Source organism: Salipiger sp. PrR007, assembly GCF_010499845.1.
Classification (GTDB): domain Bacteria; phylum Pseudomonadota; class Alphaproteobacteria; order Rhodobacterales; family Rhodobacteraceae; genus Salipiger; species Salipiger pacificus_A.
In genome coordinates this window covers 236,767-252,616 of record NZ_JAAGOZ010000039.1, presented here as the reverse complement: position 1 = coordinate 252,616, position 15,850 = coordinate 236,767, and the positions used below count along the sequence as shown (strand labels likewise).

General features: G+C 67.7%; 18 protein-coding genes. 6 read left to right on the top strand and 12 right to left on the bottom strand.

The window, feature by feature from the left end:
* Nucleotides 1–2: 2 nt before the first annotated feature.
* Both G0Q01_RS26890 and G0Q01_RS17740 read right to left on the bottom strand, forming a co-directional pair.
* The gene (locus G0Q01_RS26890) at nucleotides 3–1,751 is read right to left on the bottom strand and encodes a methyl-accepting chemotaxis protein (RefSeq protein WP_370526763.1); all 1,749 of its coding nucleotides are present in this window, start codon (nucleotides 1,749–1,751) and stop codon (nucleotides 3–5) included.
* Entirely contained in the window at nucleotides 1,748–2,365 is a 618-nt protein-coding gene (locus G0Q01_RS17740) for a hypothetical protein (RefSeq protein WP_235940213.1), read from the bottom strand. Before G0Q01_RS17740 ends, G0Q01_RS26890 begins: the two co-directional genes overlap by 4 nt.
* Before the next feature lie 179 nt (nucleotides 2,366–2,544).
* On the opposite strand from G0Q01_RS17740, the gene G0Q01_RS17735 reads away from it, so the two are divergent.
* Both G0Q01_RS17735 and typA read left to right on the top strand, forming a co-directional pair.
* On the top strand, nucleotides 2,545–2,874 hold the full coding sequence (locus G0Q01_RS17735) for an SMR family transporter (RefSeq protein ID WP_108966008.1): 330 nt from the start codon (nucleotides 2,545–2,547) through the stop codon (nucleotides 2,872–2,874).
* A gap of 63 nt (nucleotides 2,875–2,937) precedes the next feature.
* Nucleotides 2,938–4,755: a translational GTPase TypA gene (typA, locus tag G0Q01_RS17730; protein ID WP_164195368.1), complete on the top strand. Its 1,818-nt coding sequence runs from the start codon at nucleotides 2,938–2,940 to the stop codon at nucleotides 4,753–4,755.
* A gap of 119 nt (nucleotides 4,756–4,874) precedes the next feature.
* Here typA and G0Q01_RS17725 read toward each other — a convergent pair whose 3' ends face one another.
* The 7 genes from G0Q01_RS17725 to G0Q01_RS17695 form a co-directional block, all read right to left on the bottom strand.
* Nucleotides 4,875–5,225, bottom strand: coding sequence for a DMT family protein (locus tag G0Q01_RS17725; protein WP_164195370.1), 351 nt, complete (start codon nucleotides 5,223–5,225; stop codon nucleotides 4,875–4,877).
* Between the two features lie 10 nt (nucleotides 5,226–5,235).
* Entirely contained in the window at nucleotides 5,236–5,523 is a 288-nt protein-coding gene (locus G0Q01_RS17720; RefSeq protein ID WP_108966014.1) for a DUF1330 domain-containing protein, read from the bottom strand.
* Nucleotides 5,523–5,807, bottom strand: a complete 285-nt coding sequence (locus G0Q01_RS17715; protein WP_108966016.1) for a DUF1330 domain-containing protein — start codon at nucleotides 5,805–5,807, stop codon at nucleotides 5,523–5,525. The genes G0Q01_RS17720 and G0Q01_RS17715 overlap by 1 nt, the downstream gene beginning before the upstream one ends.
* 22 nt (nucleotides 5,808–5,829) lie before the next feature.
* Nucleotides 5,830–8,490, bottom strand: coding sequence for an alanine--tRNA ligase (alaS, locus tag G0Q01_RS17710; RefSeq protein ID WP_164195372.1), 2,661 nt, complete (start codon nucleotides 8,488–8,490; stop codon nucleotides 5,830–5,832).
* 150 nt (nucleotides 8,491–8,640) lie between these two features.
* On the bottom strand, nucleotides 8,641–9,519 hold the full coding sequence (locus G0Q01_RS17705; RefSeq protein WP_164195375.1) for a DMT family transporter: 879 nt from the start codon (nucleotides 9,517–9,519) through the stop codon (nucleotides 8,641–8,643).
* Entirely contained in the window at nucleotides 9,516–10,589 is a 1,074-nt protein-coding gene (locus G0Q01_RS17700) for a hypothetical protein (RefSeq protein ID WP_164195377.1), read from the bottom strand. The genes G0Q01_RS17705 and G0Q01_RS17700 overlap by 4 nt, the downstream gene beginning before the upstream one ends.
* An 86-nt stretch (nucleotides 10,590–10,675) precedes the next feature.
* Complete coding sequence (locus G0Q01_RS17695) at nucleotides 10,676–11,011, bottom strand: DUF6749 family protein (RefSeq protein WP_164195380.1); 336 nt, start codon at nucleotides 11,009–11,011, stop codon at nucleotides 10,676–10,678.
* 329 nt (nucleotides 11,012–11,340) lie between these two features.
* Here G0Q01_RS17695 and xth point away from each other — a divergent pair, with 329 nt between their 5' ends.
* The 4 genes from xth to G0Q01_RS26885 all read left to right on the top strand — a co-directional run bounded on the left by xth (nucleotide 11,341) and on the right by G0Q01_RS26885 (nucleotide 13,473).
* Complete coding sequence (gene xth / locus G0Q01_RS17690; protein WP_164195382.1) at nucleotides 11,341–12,150, top strand: exodeoxyribonuclease III; 810 nt, start codon at nucleotides 11,341–11,343, stop codon at nucleotides 12,148–12,150.
* Nucleotides 12,151–12,274: 124 nt separating this feature from the next.
* Complete coding sequence (locus tag G0Q01_RS17685) at nucleotides 12,275–12,517, top strand: BolA/IbaG family iron-sulfur metabolism protein (RefSeq protein ID WP_164195384.1); 243 nt, start codon at nucleotides 12,275–12,277, stop codon at nucleotides 12,515–12,517.
* Between the two features lie 68 nt (nucleotides 12,518–12,585).
* A complete protein-coding gene (grxD, locus tag G0Q01_RS17680) occupies nucleotides 12,586–12,951 on the top strand; it encodes a Grx4 family monothiol glutaredoxin (RefSeq protein ID WP_108966028.1) in 366 nt (121 codons plus the stop codon).
* A gap of 21 nt (nucleotides 12,952–12,972) precedes the next feature.
* The gene (locus G0Q01_RS26885; RefSeq protein ID WP_164195387.1) at nucleotides 12,973–13,473 is read left to right on the top strand and encodes a GNAT family N-acetyltransferase; all 501 of its coding nucleotides are present in this window, start codon (nucleotides 12,973–12,975) and stop codon (nucleotides 13,471–13,473) included.
* A 7-nt stretch (nucleotides 13,474–13,480) separates the two neighbouring features.
* Here the strand turns inward: G0Q01_RS26885 and map are convergent, their stop codons facing one another.
* The 3 genes from map to murI form a co-directional block, all read right to left on the bottom strand.
* Nucleotides 13,481–14,230 (bottom strand): type I methionyl aminopeptidase, encoded by a 750-nt coding sequence (gene map, locus G0Q01_RS17670; protein ID WP_108966031.1) that lies wholly within the window; start codon nucleotides 14,228–14,230, stop codon nucleotides 13,481–13,483.
* 126 nt (nucleotides 14,231–14,356) lie between these two features.
* A complete protein-coding gene (gene ccmE, locus G0Q01_RS17665; RefSeq protein WP_164195389.1) occupies nucleotides 14,357–14,812 on the bottom strand; it encodes a cytochrome c maturation protein CcmE in 456 nt (151 codons plus the stop codon).
* A 204-nt stretch (nucleotides 14,813–15,016) separates the two neighbouring features.
* Entirely contained in the window at nucleotides 15,017–15,829 is an 813-nt protein-coding gene (gene murI, locus G0Q01_RS17660; protein ID WP_164195392.1) for a glutamate racemase, read from the bottom strand.
* Nucleotides 15,830–15,850 lie beyond the last annotated feature (21 nt).

Sequence of the window (15,850 nt, the reverse complement as noted above, 5' to 3'; positions counted from 1 at the left end):
GCTCAGGCCGCGGCGCTTGCCCGTCCCGAGGTCACGGGTCCATTTTCGCCGACGTTGAAGCCGCGCATCAGGTCCGACAGACGGCCCGCGTCGCCGCGCAGCATATGCGCCGCGGCGGTGCTTTCCTCGACCATGGCCGCGTTCTGCTGGGTGACCCGGTCGAGGTTGCTGACGCCCACGTTGATCTCGTTGAGTCCCTGCGCCTGTTCGGCGGCCACCCCCGCGATGTTGCTGACCAGTGTCGAGATCTGGTTCACCTGCGCGACCACCTCGCCAAGCGCTTCACCGGAGCGCTCGACCAATTCGACACCATCTCGGACCCGGTCCGCCGAGCCGCTGATCAGCGTCTTGATCTGCTGCGCCGCGTCCGAGCTGCGCTGCGCCAGCGCCCGCACTTCCGAGGCCACCACTGCAAATCCCTTGCCCGAGGCCCCGGCGCGTGCGGCCTCGACCCCCGCGTTGAGCGCAAGAAGATTGGTCTGAAAGGCGATATCGTCGATCACCCCGATGATTTCGTTGATCTGCTGTGAACTGCGCTCGATGCCGCCCATGGCCTCGATCGCCGAACGCATGACCTCGCCGTTTTGGTCCGCGAGCTTCGAGGCCGTCTGCACGCTGCCCTCGGCGTCGCGCGCCGCCTGCGCCGCCTCGCGCACCCGGGCCAGCATCTCTTCGAGGGCTGCGGCGGTCTGTTCGAGCGTGGCGGCCTGGGTTTCGGTGCGCCGCGAGAGATCGTCGGAGGCGCGGGCGATCTCTTCCGCGCTGCTGTGGATGTTGAGCGCGCCGGAATTCACCTCGGTCATCGTGGCGCGCAGGCTGTCGACGGCGCGGTTGTAGTTTGCGCGCAGTTCCTCGTATTCGTCCGGGAACTCCTCGGCGATCGCGTGGTGCAGCGAGCCCGCCGCGAGCGCATCGAGCGCATCGCTGAGGTGACGGACGACGCGGTTCTGCGCCTCATGGGCGCGGCCGCGGGCCTCTTGCGCCTCGCGCCCGCGCGAGAGGGTCGCGGTGAGATCCGCAAGGTGACGCGCCAGCTCGCCGAATTCGTCGCGCCGCGCGTGCATCGAAAGCGCGACGTCGTAGTCGCCCGCGGCAACCCGCGACATGGCGGATTGCAGGGAGGTCAGCGGCCCGAGCACGATGCGCCGCAGCAACAGCAGGACCAGGAGCAGCATCGCCACCAGACCGGCCAGGGCGCTGGCGAGCATGACCGTCTTGTCTCCCGCGATCACCTCCTGCAGGGCGCTGTCGGTCCAGGCCATCGCCACGGCGCCGAGCGGTGCGTCCTGCCCCTGCAGCACCACCGCCTCGGCGGTGAGGAAGCCACCCGCAGCGCCCGCACGACCGCCCGAAGACAGCGCCTCCCTTGCGACGGCGACGAGCGCGTCCCGCGCGTCGTCCAGAGCGCCGACCTGTGCCAGGATCTCGCCGTCAGCGCCGAGCACGAGGCCGCCGAGCAAATCGGCCTCACCGCTCGCAAGCTGCTCCTCGAGCAGGGCCATGGCGCGGGCTTCGTCGCGGAACCGCAGCGCCGGGAGCAGCGAGGCGGCGGCCGCGCCCACCGATTGCCGGGCCATGCCGGCAATGCCCGCCTGGGTCACCTTGTCGCTGAGCCGCCAGGCTTGCCACGCAAGAAGCGAGACGACCACAAGGGTGGACACGACCACCAGCGCCGCCACCTTGGTGAAAACCGAGCCGAGGACGCGGGCGACCGCCGGCCCCCCGCCGATCCGGGGTGCGCGCAGCTTCACGGCAGCATCTCCGCATCGAGGCCCAGGGTCAGCGCGCCGATCGCCGCTCCCGACTGGGGGTCGCTGACGGTCAGCGAGAGTTGCTGCGTGTAGACCTGGGTCGATTCGTCGAACTCGACGGCGCCGACGTGGATCGCTCCGGCACCGCGTGGGAAGGTCTCGAGATACTTCTCCTCGTCCCCCTGCCAATAGTCCGAGGTCAGATGCGAGACCGCGACGTTGAGACCGCGGGCATCCATCACGAACATCTCCTTTATCAGCCCGCCGGACCTGTCGACCTGCGCGCGCAGCGCGTCGGAAACCGGGTTGTCCCAGACCGGGGTGATGGTGGGAATCATCGTGGAGCCGATTTCCGCCTGCCACTTCGAGTCGAGTTCGCCGATCTTTGCATCGTCGTAGCCGGAGGTGACCGCGTTCTGCGCCTTCACCGCCGCGATCAGCTGGGGATCCTCGAGGAGAGGCTGCACGTATTGCGCGATCACCGCCTGAAGCGGCGCATCGATCTCGGCCGCAGGGGCGGCCGGCGCGAGGAAAAGCAGCGCGCAGACGGCGAGCGCCGTCCATTCGGAAACGATCGGGCAGCGGGACGAGGCTGGCGAGCGACGGGTAGACATGGAACACCTCCGCAACAGGAATTTCAGCCCCCGTCTAGCCGTGATTTCCTCACACCAAGTTAAGACAGGCAGATTTTTGACGCCCTCCGCCGCCGCACCTGTCCGTCCCCTCAGCGCCTCCCGGCTTGCAGCGCCGCGCGGGCCGGGTCAGAACGGGGCCAGCCTCAGCGGAGTTCGCAATGCCCTACATTACCCTCGCCCTTGCCGTCCTTGCCGAGACCATCGGCACCGCCGCGCTGCAGGCCAGCCAGCAGTTCACCCGGCCGCTGCCCTCGGCGATCGTTGTGGTCGCCTATGCCGCCGCCTTCTACCTTCTGTCGGTTGTGCTGCGCAGCATGCCGGTGGGGCTGGCCTACGCCATGTGGTCGGGGCTGGGGATCGTCTTCATCTCGGTGATCGGGCTCTTCGCCTTCGGGCAGAAGCTGGACCTTGCCGCGGTTGTCGGAATGGGGCTTATTGTGGCCGGGATCCTCGTGATTCACCTGTTTTCCGGGGCCTCGCCGCATTAAGGGCTGGCAATTTCCCCCTTCCCCGGCTAACCCGCGCGCAAACCTCCCTTCAAAGGCATTCCTATGGACCTGCGCAATATCGCGATCATCGCACACGTTGACCATGGCAAGACCACCCTGGTGGACGAGCTGCTCAAACAGTCCGGCGCGTTCCGCGAGAACCAGGCCGTGGCCGAGCGCGCCATGGACAGCAACGATCTCGAGCGCGAGCGCGGCATCACCATCTTTGCCAAGCCGACCTCGGTCGAGTGGAAGAACACCCGCATCAACATCGTCGACACCCCCGGCCACGCCGACTTCGGCGGCGAGGTCGAGCGCATCCTGAGCATGGTCGACGGCGTCGTGCTGCTGGTGGATGCGGCCGAAGGCCCGATGCCGCAGACGAAGTTCGTGACCTCCAAGGCGCTGGCCCTCGGCCTGCGGCCGATCGTGGTGCTGAACAAGGTCGACAAGCCCGACGCCGAGCCCGACCGCGCGCTCGACGAGTGCTTCGACCTCTTCGCCTCGCTCGGCGCCGACGAAGACCAGCTCGACTTCCCGCACATGTACGCCTCGGGCCGCAACGGCTGGGCCGATGCCGAGCTCGACGGGCCGCGCAAGAACCTCGACGCGCTGTTCCGCCTGATCGTCGACCACGTTCCCGCGCCGAAGCAGATCAAGCACCAGGACGACGACTTCCGCATGCTGGCGACGACGCTGGGCAGCGATCCCTTCGTGGGCCGCCTGCTCACCGGCCGCATCGAGACCGGCCGCGTCAAGGTTGGCCAGACGGTGCAGGCGATCAGCCGCATCGGCCAGAAGATCGAGCAGTTCCGCGTCACCCGCGTGCAGGCCTTCCGCGGCCTCGCACAGGCCGACATCGAAGAGGGACTCGCAGGCGACATCGTCTCGCTCGCCGGCATGACCAAGGCGACCGTCGCGGACACCATCTGCGCGCTGGCCGTGGACGAGCCGCTCGACGCGCAGCCGATCGATCCGCCGACCATCACCGTGACCTTCGGCATCAACGACAGCCCGCTCGCGGGGCGTGACGGCAAGAAGGTGCAGTCGCGCGTGATCCGCGAGCGCCTGATGAAGGAAGCCGAGGGCAACGTCGCGATCAAGATCGCCGACACCCCGGGCGGCGAGGCCTTCGAGGTTTCCGGCCGGGGCGAACTGCAGATGGGCGTTCTCATCGAGAACATGCGCCGCGAGGGCTTCGAGCTCAGCATCTCGCGCCCGCAGGTGATCATGAAGGAAGAAGACGGCCAGCGCATGGAGCCGGTCGAGGAAGTCACCATCGACGTGGATGACGATTACACCGGCGCGGTGATCGAGAAGATCACCGGCCCGCGCAAGGGCGAGCTCGTCGAGATGAAGCCCGCCGGCGCCGGCAAGACCCGCATCGTGGCCCATGTGCCCTCGCGCGGCCTGATCGGCTACCACGGCGAATTCCTCACCGACACCCGCGGCACCGGCGTTCTGAACCGCGTGTTCCACGGCTGGACGGCGCACAAGGGCCCGATCGAAGGCCGCCGTGCGGGCGTGCTGATCTCGATGGAGAATGGCGAGGCCGTGGCTTACGCGCTGTGGAACCTCGAGGACCGCGGCAAGATGTTCCTCGGCGCCCAGGCCCCGGTCTACACCGGCATGATCATCGGCGAGCACAGCCGTGACAATGACCTGGAAGTGAACCCGCTGAAGGGCAAGAAGCTGACCAACGTCCGCGCCTCGGGCACCGACGAAGCCGTGCGCCTGACCACGCCGATCACCCTGTCGCTGGAAGAGGCCATCGCCTACATCAACGACGACGAGCTCGTCGAGGTGACTCCGACCGCGATCCGCCTGCGCAAGCGCTACCTCGACCCGCATGAGCGCAAGCGCCAGTCGCGCAGCCAGTAAGCCCGGCGCGCGGGCTTCGGGGGCTCTGCCCCCGGACCCCCGGGCGTAGTTGCCAAGAAAAGAAGATGAAAGCGCGGTCCCACTGGACCGCGCTTTTTTCATGGCCCGGTGCAGCGGGATCAGCCGAAGGGGCCGCGGAAGATGAAGAAGGCGCCGAGCGCGATGAAGCCAAAGCCGACCGCGTGGTTGAGCGTCAGCGGCTCCTTCAGCCAGAAGGCAGAGAAGCCGGCGAAGACGATCAGCGTGATGACTTCCTGCAAGGTCTTCAGCTCGGCGGCCGAATAGACCCGGTGGCCGAGCCGGTTGGCGGGCACCGCGAGCCAGTATTCGACCAGGGCAATGCCCCAGCTGATAAAGACCACGGCCCAGAGCGGCGCGCCGGGAAAGCGCAGGTGCCCGTACCAGGCCATGGTCATGAAGAGATTTGAGGCCACCAGCAGCAGGACCGGCAGCAGATGCGCGAGGCTCAATCGCGGGCGCTCACTCGCTGGTTTCGACGATCAGCAACTCGCGCTCCGACGCGCCGCGCGCGTGGCCCAGGGCCTCCTGGTACTCGGGCGAGTGGTAGCAGGCCTCTGCAGCCTCGACCGAGGGGAATTTCGCCACGACATTGCGTGGCCGCTCCTTGCCCTCGAGCTGCACGTAACGGCCACCGCGGGCGACGAATTCCCCGCCGTGCTTGGCGATCGCGGGACCGGCGAGCTTGGCGTACTTGCCGTAGGCCTCCTCGTCGGTGACGGTGACATGGGCGATCCAGAGAGCGGGCATTAGAGTCCTTCCACGATGACGAGATCGCGCGTCGAGGCGCGCAGGGCGATGGGCAGGATGCGCTGGTATTCGGGCGAGTTGTACCAGCGTTCGGCGGCGATGCGGCTGGGGAATTCCACCACCACGTGACGGCCCGGCCCCTCGCCTTCGACAAAGGCCTGCGGCCCCCCTTTCACAAGGAAGCGCCCGCCGAATTTCTCGGCGAGCGCAACGGTTTGGCCAGCATAGACGGCATAGTCCTCGGGGTCTGTGACCTCGATGCGGGCGATCATGTAAGCAGTCATAAGCTCCTCCCTAAGCGATTGATTAGCCTACCAGAACTGCCTCGGCCGCCGCAATGGCCGCCTCGGCCTGGCTGGCATCCTTGGCGCCGCCCTGTGCAAGGTCCGGACGCCCGCCGCCGCCCTTGCCTCCAAGCGCCGCGACCGCCGCCTTGACCACATCCACCGCCGAGACGGTGGCCTTGAGGTCCTCGGTGACGCCGGCAGCCACGGCCACCTTGTCACCGGTGTCGGCGATCAGCAGCACCACGCCGGAGCCAAGCCGCGACTTGTGCTCGTCGATCAGCGGGGGCAGATCCTTGCCCTGGACGCCCGAGAGCACCTGGCCGACGAACTTCATGCCGCCCACCTCGCGGGCCTCGGCGCCGCCGCCTTGACCGGCACCGCCGGCCATGGCGAGATCGCGGCGCAGCTGGGCGACCTCGTTCTCGAGCTTGCGGCGCTCGTCGAGCAGCGCGGAGACGCGGGTGACCGCCTCTTCGCCGCTGACCTTGAGCAGCCCCTCGATGCCCGAGAGGGCCTTGTCACGGCGACGCAGCGCGGCCATGGCAGCCTCGCCGGTCAGCGCCTCGATGCGACGCACGCCGGCCGAGGAGGCGGTCTCCGAGGTCAGGGCGAACAGGCCGATGTCGCCGGTCTGCGCAACATGGGTGCCGCCGCAGAGTTCCAGCGAGTAGGTCTGCCCGTCCGAGCCCTTGCCCGATCCCGGCAGCGCGCCCATGGACACCACGCGCACCTCGTCGCCGTATTTCTCGCCGAAAAGCGCCTGGGCGCCGAGTGCGCGGGCATCGTCCGGGGTCATGATCCGGGTGCTCACCGCCGAGTTCTGGCGGATGAAGGCGTTCACCTCGGTCTCGACCTGCGCGATTTCCTCGGCACTGAGCGCCTTGGTGTGCGAGAAGTCGAAGCGCAGGCGATCCGGCGCGTTCAGCGAGCCGCGCTGCGCGACGTGATCGCCAAGCGCGCGGCGCAGGGCCTCGTGCAGCAGGTGGGTTGCCGAGTGGTTGGCGCGGATCATGCTCCGGCGCGTGTGGTCGACCTCGAGCACCGCGGCCTCGCCGCGCTTCACGCTGCCCTCGGAGACCTCGCCGATGTGCAGGAAGACGCCCTCGACCTTGCGGGTGTCGGTCACGGTGACCTTGCCGCCCTCGGTGCGGATCACGCCGGTATCGCCGACTTGGCCGCCGCTTTCGCCGTAGAAGGGCGTCTGGTTGAGCACCAGCGTCACCTTCTCGCCTTTGGCGGCGGTCTCGGCCAGCGCGCCGTCCTGCACCAGCGCGAGGATCTGGCCCTCGGCGGTCTCGGTGTCGTAGCCGAGGAAGTCGGTGGCGCCATGCTTGTCGGCGATGTCGAACCAGACGCGGCTGTCGGCGGCCTCGCCCGAGCCGGACCAGGCGGCGCGCGCCTTGGCCTTCTGTTCGGCCATGGCGACGTCGAAGCCTTCGGTGTCGACGGTGCGGCCCTGCTCGCGCAGCGCATCTTGCGTCAGATCGAGCGGGAAGCCGTAGGTGTCATAGAGCTTGAATGCCGAGGCGCCGGGCAGCTCGGCCCCTGCGGGCAGGCCGATCAGTTCTTCGTCGAGCAGCTTGAGGCCTCGGTCGAGGGTCTGGCGGAAGCGGGTTTCCTCGAGCTTCAGCGTCTCTTCGATGAGCGGCTGCGCGGCGCGCAGCTCAGGGTAGGCCTCGCCCATCTGGCGCACGAGCTCGGGCACGAGGCGGTGCATCAGCGGATCCTGCACGCCCAGCAGGTGCGCATGGCGCGCGGCGCGGCGCAGGATGCGGCGCAGCACGTAGCCGCGACCGTCGTTGCTGGGCATCACGCCGTCGGCGATGAGGAAGGAGGTCGACCGAAGGTGGTCGGCGATCACCCGGTGGTGGGTCTTGCCCGGACCGTCGGGATCGCTGCTGGTGGCGTTGGCCGAAGCCTCGATCAGCGCGCGCATCAGGTCAGTGGCGTAGTTGTCGTTGGTGCCCTGCAGCAGCGCCGCGACCCGCTCGATCCCCATGCCGGTGTCGATCGACTGCATGTCGAGCGCGCGCATCGAGCCGTCCTCGAACTGCTCGTTCTGCATGAAGACGACGTTCCAGATCTCGATGAAGCGGTCGCCATCCTCCTCGGGCGAGCCCGGAGGGCCGCCCCAGAACTTCTCGCCATGGTCGAAGAAGATCTCGGTGCAGGGACCGCAGGGGCCGGTCGGCCCCATCTGCCAGAAGTTGTCCGAGGTGGCGATGCGGATGATCCGGCTTTCCGGCACGCCGATCTTCTTCCACAGCTCGAAGGCCTCGTCATCGGTGTGATAGACGGTGGTGTAGAGGCGCTCGGGCGAGATGTCGAAATGCTTGGTCACCAGTTCCCAGGCAAAGGGGATCGCCTCGGCCTTGAAGTAGTCGCCGAAGGAGAAGTTGCCGAGCATCTCGAAGAAGGTGTGGTGCCGCGCGGTGTAGCCCACGTTGTCGAGGTCGTTGTGCTTGCCGCCGGCGCGCACGCATTTCTGCGCGGTGGTGGCGCGCTTGTAGTCGCGCTTCTCCACCCCGGTGAAGCAGTTCTTGAACTGCACCATGCCGGAGTTGGTGAACATCAGCGTGGGGTCGTTGCGGGGAACAAGCGGGCTCGAGGGCACGATCTCGTGGCCCTGCTTGGCGAAGTAATTCAGAAACGTCGAGCGAATGTCGTTCAGCGTGGGCATGGGTGTTCTCTTGCGCCTCGTCTGCGGGTTCCGGACGGGTGTATCTCCCCATCCCGCCCCTGTCCATAAGGCGCCCGCGAAAAGCGCGGTCGGCGTGAGGGGCTGCTTTCTGTCCCGATCAGATGTGGCGCCGACGCGGCGACGTCTGGTCTAGAGCCGCAGTCGCCGCCGTGCCGGCAGGGCCTCGTCGGCCACCAGCCAGAGACCCGAGCCGATCACCAGCGCCGCGCCGAGACTGGCGCCGACGCCGGGCAGTTCACCAAAGCAGAAAACCCCGATGCCCACCATCCAGACGAACTGCAGGTTCATCAGCGGCGTCGCCACATAGGCCGGGAGCAGCCGCAACGCCTCGACCGAGACGAACCGCGCACCGAAAAGGAAGAGCGCGTAGCCCGCGACCCAGAGCCAGTCGGCCAGCGGCATCGGCTGCCAGACGAAAGGCAGCGCCATGCCCATGACCAGCGCCAGCGCGAGGTTGGGCCAGAAGACCTGTGCCAGCGGCTTGCGCTCGCGCCGCGCGATGGCGCGGGCGGCGACCATCGACGCGGTTCCGGAAACCGCCCCCAGCAGCGCCCAGACATGCCCGGCATTCCCCCCTGCCCGGCCCTCGGGCATGAGTGCAAGGAGGCCCGACGCACCGAGCGCCAGCGCCAGCCAGGCAGCGGGGCGCACCGGCTCATCGAGAGCCACACCCGAGAGCGCGGCGGCGATGAGCGGCATCAGCCCGATGAAAAGGAAGACGTCGGCGAAGGGCAGAAGGCGAAACGCCTGGAAAAAGCCGATTGCCGCAAGCACGGTCAGGAGCGATCGCAGCGCCATGGTGCCCCGGCTCTGCACCCCCAGCGCCGTGCGCAGCGCCCCCTGCCGCCGCGCCGCACCGAGCGCGAAGAGCAGCACCAGCGCCGAGGAGACGGCCAGGAATTGCGGCGCCGCGTAGCTTCCGGCGATCAGCTTGGTGATCCCGTCAGCAGCGGCGATGAGCGCGGTGTAGAGCGCGACCAGCGCGGCGCCGGCGAGCGCGGCCCTCATGCCCGGCCAGCCCGGGCGAAGCCCTCGAAGAAGGCGTCGAAATGCGCCGTCTCGCGGGCCATGAGGTCGAGCAGGTCGATCACCCCGGGCGGCAGCGCCCCCTCCATGCGGCGCCGCATCACCGCCCAGTCGGCGCTGCGCCGCCCCTTCATCGTAAAGAGCGCCCGCGACAGCTCGCGCAGCGGCGCCATCCGCCGCGGCGACCGGTCGAAGCGCATCCGCCCCGACTCCAGCGGCGTGCGGAAGGGCTCCTCTCCCGCCAAGGCCAGCTGCCAGTTGCAGACGAGGAAATCGTGGTAGCCGTCCTGCAGCGGGCCCTGCGGGTCCGTCTCGACATGGAAAAGCTGCGTCTCGCGGCTCAGCCAGCCGGTCCAGAGCGGCGGCGGCAGCTCCCCGGCGTAGCGCAGCGCAATGCAGACCTCGGCCAGCAGGTCGGAGTTCTGCTCGAGAAAGGCAAGGTTGCCCGCGAAGTGCAGGCTGGTCAGCGCCTCGGCCTCGAGCCGCGGATCGCGGCGCCCGTATTCGCTGAGGTAGAACACGATATGGGTAAGCTCGTAGGCGGCCTTCTTGTTCGGCAGCGCAAAGATGCCGGGCCGGGCGCAGAAACCGCGCAGCCGGTCCTCGAGGCCCAGATCGGCCGGACCGGAGACCCCGCGCCGCGCCAGCAGCCGCCGCGCTTCCATGCGCTGCAGATCCGACAACTCTGCGCCGGGCGCAGCGGACGCGGCTATGCTCTGCGCCATGCGCGCCCCGGTCTCGCCCGGCATGCCGAGATCCTCGAGATCGAGCACCATGGACAGCAGGAAGCGGTAGTATTGCGGGAAGAAGGCCAGCCGCGCCTCGGCGCTGGCATAAAACTCGACATGCGGCAGCAGCGCCCGGGGGCCGATCCCGGCCCATGCCGCCGCGCCGGTGCAGTCGAGGATATTGAGCAGCTCGGCGTTCTCCTTGAGCCAGAACACATCCTCCTCGCTGCGCCGGTGCTGCGCGAAACAGGCGATCAGCGCCGCGATGCGCGTGTCCGGGTCGGCGATGCGCGGCACCGGGTGGAGAGCAATGACGTTGGACATGCGGAGGGCCTTTCTGCGCGGGCGTGCGGGACACAGGCAGGGTGACAGGCGGGCACCAAGACGGTGCCCGCCCGTGCGCGACGGGCTCAGGCGCCCGATGTGAAGAGCGCCGTGGCGTCGCCGGCGCCGAGCTCCGAGCGCAGCGGCGCAGCGCCGGAGGTGAAGAGACCGACCGCCTCGCCCGCGGCGGTCACCGGACCAGCGCCGGAAGTAAAGAGCGCCGCGCCGTCTCCCGAGGCGATATCGGCGCCGGCAGGTGCGGCTCCGGAGGTGAACATCTCGATCCCGCCGCCGAGCAGCGTTTCGGCCTCGGCAGGCGCCGCGCCCGAGGTGAACATGGCGCAGCCCTCGCCGCCGAACAGATCGGCCTCGACACGGTGCTGCGCGTCTGCGGTCACGAATTGCTTGAGTTGAGCAGTCATGGAAGTTCTCCCTGGTTGGATTGACACGAGAAACGTGCTTCAGGGTTTCTTGCGATGATTGCTTCAGGCAATATGGTTTCTTGTTAAGGTAGATTAATACAGGAGTTCTTCACAGAAACAATGACTTACAATTTCGTCGCTTCGCGCGACAATCTCTCTTCCCCACAGAAGATTCTTTTCTGGGGATAGTTTCCGCTGCGTCACTCAAATCCCAGAATCGGCGACGAATCGTCGATGCCCGCCGCCGAATCACCCGCGAATCCGCCCCGCTGCACTTGTCCCTCAGCCGGCTTTGCGCGATAGCTGGCGCAACTTCCGGAGGGCTCCAGATGAAGATCGCCACCTTCAACATCAACGGCATCAAGGCGCGCGTCGGTGCGCTGACGGACTGGCTCGACGAGGCGCAGCCCGATGTCGCGCTGCTGCAGGAGATCAAGTCGGTCGACGAGGCCTTCCCGCGCGAGCTTTTCGAGGAGCGCGGCTACAACGTCGAGACCCACGGCATGAAGAGCTTCAACGGCGTGGCGATCCTGTCCAAGCACCCGCTCGAGGACGTGAGCCGCGGCCTGCCCGGCGACGACAGCGACGAGCAGGCGCGATGGATCGAGGCGACCCTGGTCGGTGAGAAGGAGGCGGTGCGCCTCTGTGGGCTCTACCTGCCGAACGGCAACCCGGTGGAGTTCGACGCCGAGGGGCAGCCGATCCGGGACGGCAAGTATGGCTACAAGCTGGACTGGATGGACCGGCTGCACGCGCGCGCGCAGCAGCTTCTGGCCGACGAGACCCCTGCCCTCATGGCGGGCGACTACAACATCATCCCCCAGGCCGAGGATGCCGCCAAGCCGCAGGCCTGGGAGAAGGACGCGCTCTACCTCCAGCAGAGCCGCGACGCCTTCCGCCGCATCCTCAACCTCGGCTACACCGAGGCCTTCCGCGCCCGCGTGCAGGGACCGGGGCATTATTCGTTCTGGGATTACCAGGCCGGCGCCTGGCAGCGGAACAACGGCATCCGCATCGACCACGTGCTGATGACGCCGTCCTGCGCCGACCTGATGACCGACTGCGGCATCGACCGCGACATCCGCGGCCGCGACAAGCCATCGGACCACGTGCCGGTCTGGGTCGAGCTGGATCTCTGAGCCTCGCCCCCTCGTCCGTCCTGGTTCCGCCCCCGAACCAAGCCGAGAAAATGGCCCGCGCTTGCACCCGCGCGGCGCCCGTCTTACATCTGAGTAGAACAGTCTGACAGCGGAGTCCGCCCACATGGCAATAGAAGCGACGGAGATCGAACAGCTCATCCGCGCCGCCTTCCCCGAGGCCAAGATCACCATCACCGACCTCGCCGGAGACGGCAATCACTATGCCGCGGAGGTCATCGACGAAAGCTTCCGCGGCCAGAACCGTGTCCAGCAGCAGCGCGCCGTCTACGCCGCGCTGAAGGGCAAGATGGACGGCAATCATGGCGAGCTGCACGCGCTGGCGCTTACCACCAAGGCCCCCGACTAAGACACACCAGCAAGACAGACATCCACGCCGCGCCCCTGCCGGGCGGCGCGCGCAGACAGGAGACAGAGATGACGACCGACGCAACCACCCGTATCGAAGAAACGGTGAAGGCGAACGACGTGGTGCTCTTCATGAAGGGCACCAAGACCATGCCGCAATGTGGCTTCTCCAGCCGCGTCGCAGGCGTGCTCAACTACATGGGCGTCGACTATCTCGACGTGAACGTGCTGGCCGATGACGCCATCCGCCAGGGCATCAAGGATTACTCGGACTGGCCGACGATCCCGCAGCTCTACATCAAGGGCGAATTTGTCGGCGGCTGCGACATCATCACCGAGATGACCCTCTCGGGCGAGCTCGACACGCTGTTCGAGACCAGCGGCGTGACCTACGACAAGGACGCCGCCGAAAAGATCCGCGAAGCCAACGCCTGATCCGCGTCCGGATCTGCAAACGTGACCCAGATCACCCTCCGCACGGCGGCGAGTCCCGAGGATTTCGCCGCCGTGCGCGCGCTCTGCCTCGCCTACCGCGAGGACCTGCGCGCCCACCATCCCGCCGCCCCGGCGCTGGTGGCGCTTTTCTACCCCGACCCCGCCTATACCGAGCTGCTGGATGCCCTGCCCGGCAAGCATGACGCCGTTCTGCTGGCCGAGCGCCATGGCGCCCCGGTCGGCTGCGCAATGTCGCAGCGGCTGCCCGACGGCAGCACCGAGATCAAGCGGGTCTACGTTGCCCCCGAGGCGCGCGGCCAAGGGCTCGCGGCGCAGCTGGTGGAAGAGTTGGCCATCCGCGCCCGCGCCGCCGGTGCGCCACTGCTGCGGCTCGACACGATGAAGACGCTGGCTGCCGCCTGCCACCTCTACGCCAAGCTGGGCTTCGTCGAGCGCGGCCCCTACCAGCCCATCCCGGATGTGGCGCTGCCGCACCTGCGCTTTTTCGAACGAACGCCCTGAACCCGGGTCATCCCGGCTGGGTGACCACCAGCGCGCCGGTTTCGGTCGCGACCACCGTGTGCTCGTATTGCACGACCGGCGCGCAGGGCTCGCTGTAGAGCGTCCAACCGTCCTCGCCCTCGCTGGCCCACTGCCCTCCCATCGACAAAAACGGCTCGACGGTGAGCACAAGCCCCTTGGTGATCCGCCGCCGCTCGCCGCGCACGGGCCAGGTGGGGATCTCTTCGGGGTATTCATGCAGGGAATGGCCGACACCGTGGCTGGCGAGATTGCGGATCAGCGTGTAGCCCTTGCTGCCGGCAAACCGCCCGATGGCCGCGCCGATCCCCGCCAGAGGCCGATCCGCGCCAACCTGTGCGATGCCGATCTGCATGGCTTTCTTGCCATCGCGGCACAGCCGATCGAGTGGCGCTTTCACCGGCGCCACACGAAAGGTCGCGCCGGTGTCGGCAAAGATCCCGGCCTTCGAGGCCGAGACGTCGATGTTCACCAGATCGCCGCGCTGGATCACCCGCGGACCGGGGATGCCGTGGGCGATTTCCTCGTTGATGCTGATGCAGGTGGCGCCGGGGAAGTTGTAGCTCGTCTCGGGCGCCGATTGCGCACCTTCGGCTTCGAGCATCGCGCGGCCGATCTCGTCGAGCTCCAGCGTCGTCATGCCCGGCTCGATCGCCTTCGCCATGCCCTGCAGGGCGTTCGCGACGATCCGGCCGATGTCCTTCAGCCCGGCAAGGTCGTCCATGTCGTTGATCGTCATCTGCAAATCCCACGTTGCGAGGGCGCAGACTAGCCGCAAGCGGCGGCAATGTCTTCCGTCACGAGCGGGCAGCCCGCTTGCACCAGCTGCAATCCGCAGGCGATACGCCTAGGCGCAAAGGCAGTGTCAGCTCCCGGCGTTGGGATCCTCGTAGACGCCCTGTTCCTTCAGCGCGTCGATCACCTCTTTGGGCATGTAGGTTTCGTCGTGCTTGGCGAGGATCTCGCTCGCCCGGAACACGCCATCGACATAGCGCCCGGTGCCGACCATGCCCTGGTTCTCGTCGAAGAGGTCCGGCAGCACGCCCTCGAAGACCACAGGCACCGAGGCGCCGCCATCGGTCACCGAGAAGCTGATCTCATGCCCCTGACCGCGCACGAGCGAGCCTTCCTCGACCAGCCCGCCAATGCGGAAGGTCTCGTTCGGCGAGGGCGGTGCCTCGACCACCTGGCTCGGCGAGCGGAAGAAGTTGATCCCGTCGCGCATCGCATAGCCGATCAGCGCGGTCGAGACGACCAGCGCCACCGCGGCCAGCGCCACGATCTGGATGCGCCGCTGCTTCTTCAGCGATTTGAGACCCATTGTCTTCCCCCCACATGCATGCGGTTCTCTCTATATGGCACCTTAAGGCGCCGAGAGCACCGCTCCAAATCAAATTGCGTCACCGCGCCGCGGCCCGCCCGTTCTTCAAAACAAAACTATCCCCGAGGTGTGGGGCCCGCGCGCCCGCTTTGTCCTGCCCGCCAGGATGACACCCCGCCCTGTCGTGCCCGCCGGGGGCGGCCCTTATGCAGCCTCGAAGCTCAACGGCCGCTTGAGGAACTGCGTCGCATGCACCGAGACCTTGCGCGGATCGCCGGTGGTCAGGAAACGGCTCTCGGTCCCGCTGCCGTACATGTCTGGATGGCGCTGGAGGTAGTCGGCAAGCGACTCTGCCACGAGGTTCGCCTGCGAATAGACCGCGACTTCCTCTCCCAGAGCCTCCTGGAAGACCTCGAGCATCAGCGGATAATGGGTACAGCCAAGGATCGCCGCCTGCGGCTCGGGCATCTTGCGTTTCAGCGCCTCGACGTGGCTGCGCACCAGCGCCTCGGCGAGGATCATGTCACCCTCTTCGATGGCATCGACGAGCCCGCCGCAGGCCTGCGCCTCGACGTCGACGCCGATGGCGCGGAAGGCCAGCTCGCGCTGGAAGGCACGCGAGCGCACCGTGGCCGGCGTGGCAAAGAGCGCGACGTGCTGCACCGCGACCTCGCGCGGCGGCGAGTTGTCGCCCCATTGCCGCTCGGTCAGCGCCTCGATCAGCGGCACGAAGACCCCCAGGACGCGCTTGCCCTTGGGCAGGCCGCCCTCCTGCATCCGGCGCAGCGCCGCCGCCGAGGCGGTGTTGCAGGCGAGGATCACCAGATCGCAGCCCGCGTCCCAGAGGCGGTGCACCGCATCGACGGTCAGTTTATAGATGTCATCCGCGTCGCGCACGCCGTAGGGCGCGTGCCGGTTGTCGCCGTAGTAGACCAGCGGCACCTCGGGCAGCCGCTTTGCGACCGCGTCGAGAACCGTGAGCCCGCCAAGCCCGGAATCAAACACACCAACCGCCATTCTCTGCCCTCCTTGCCGGGA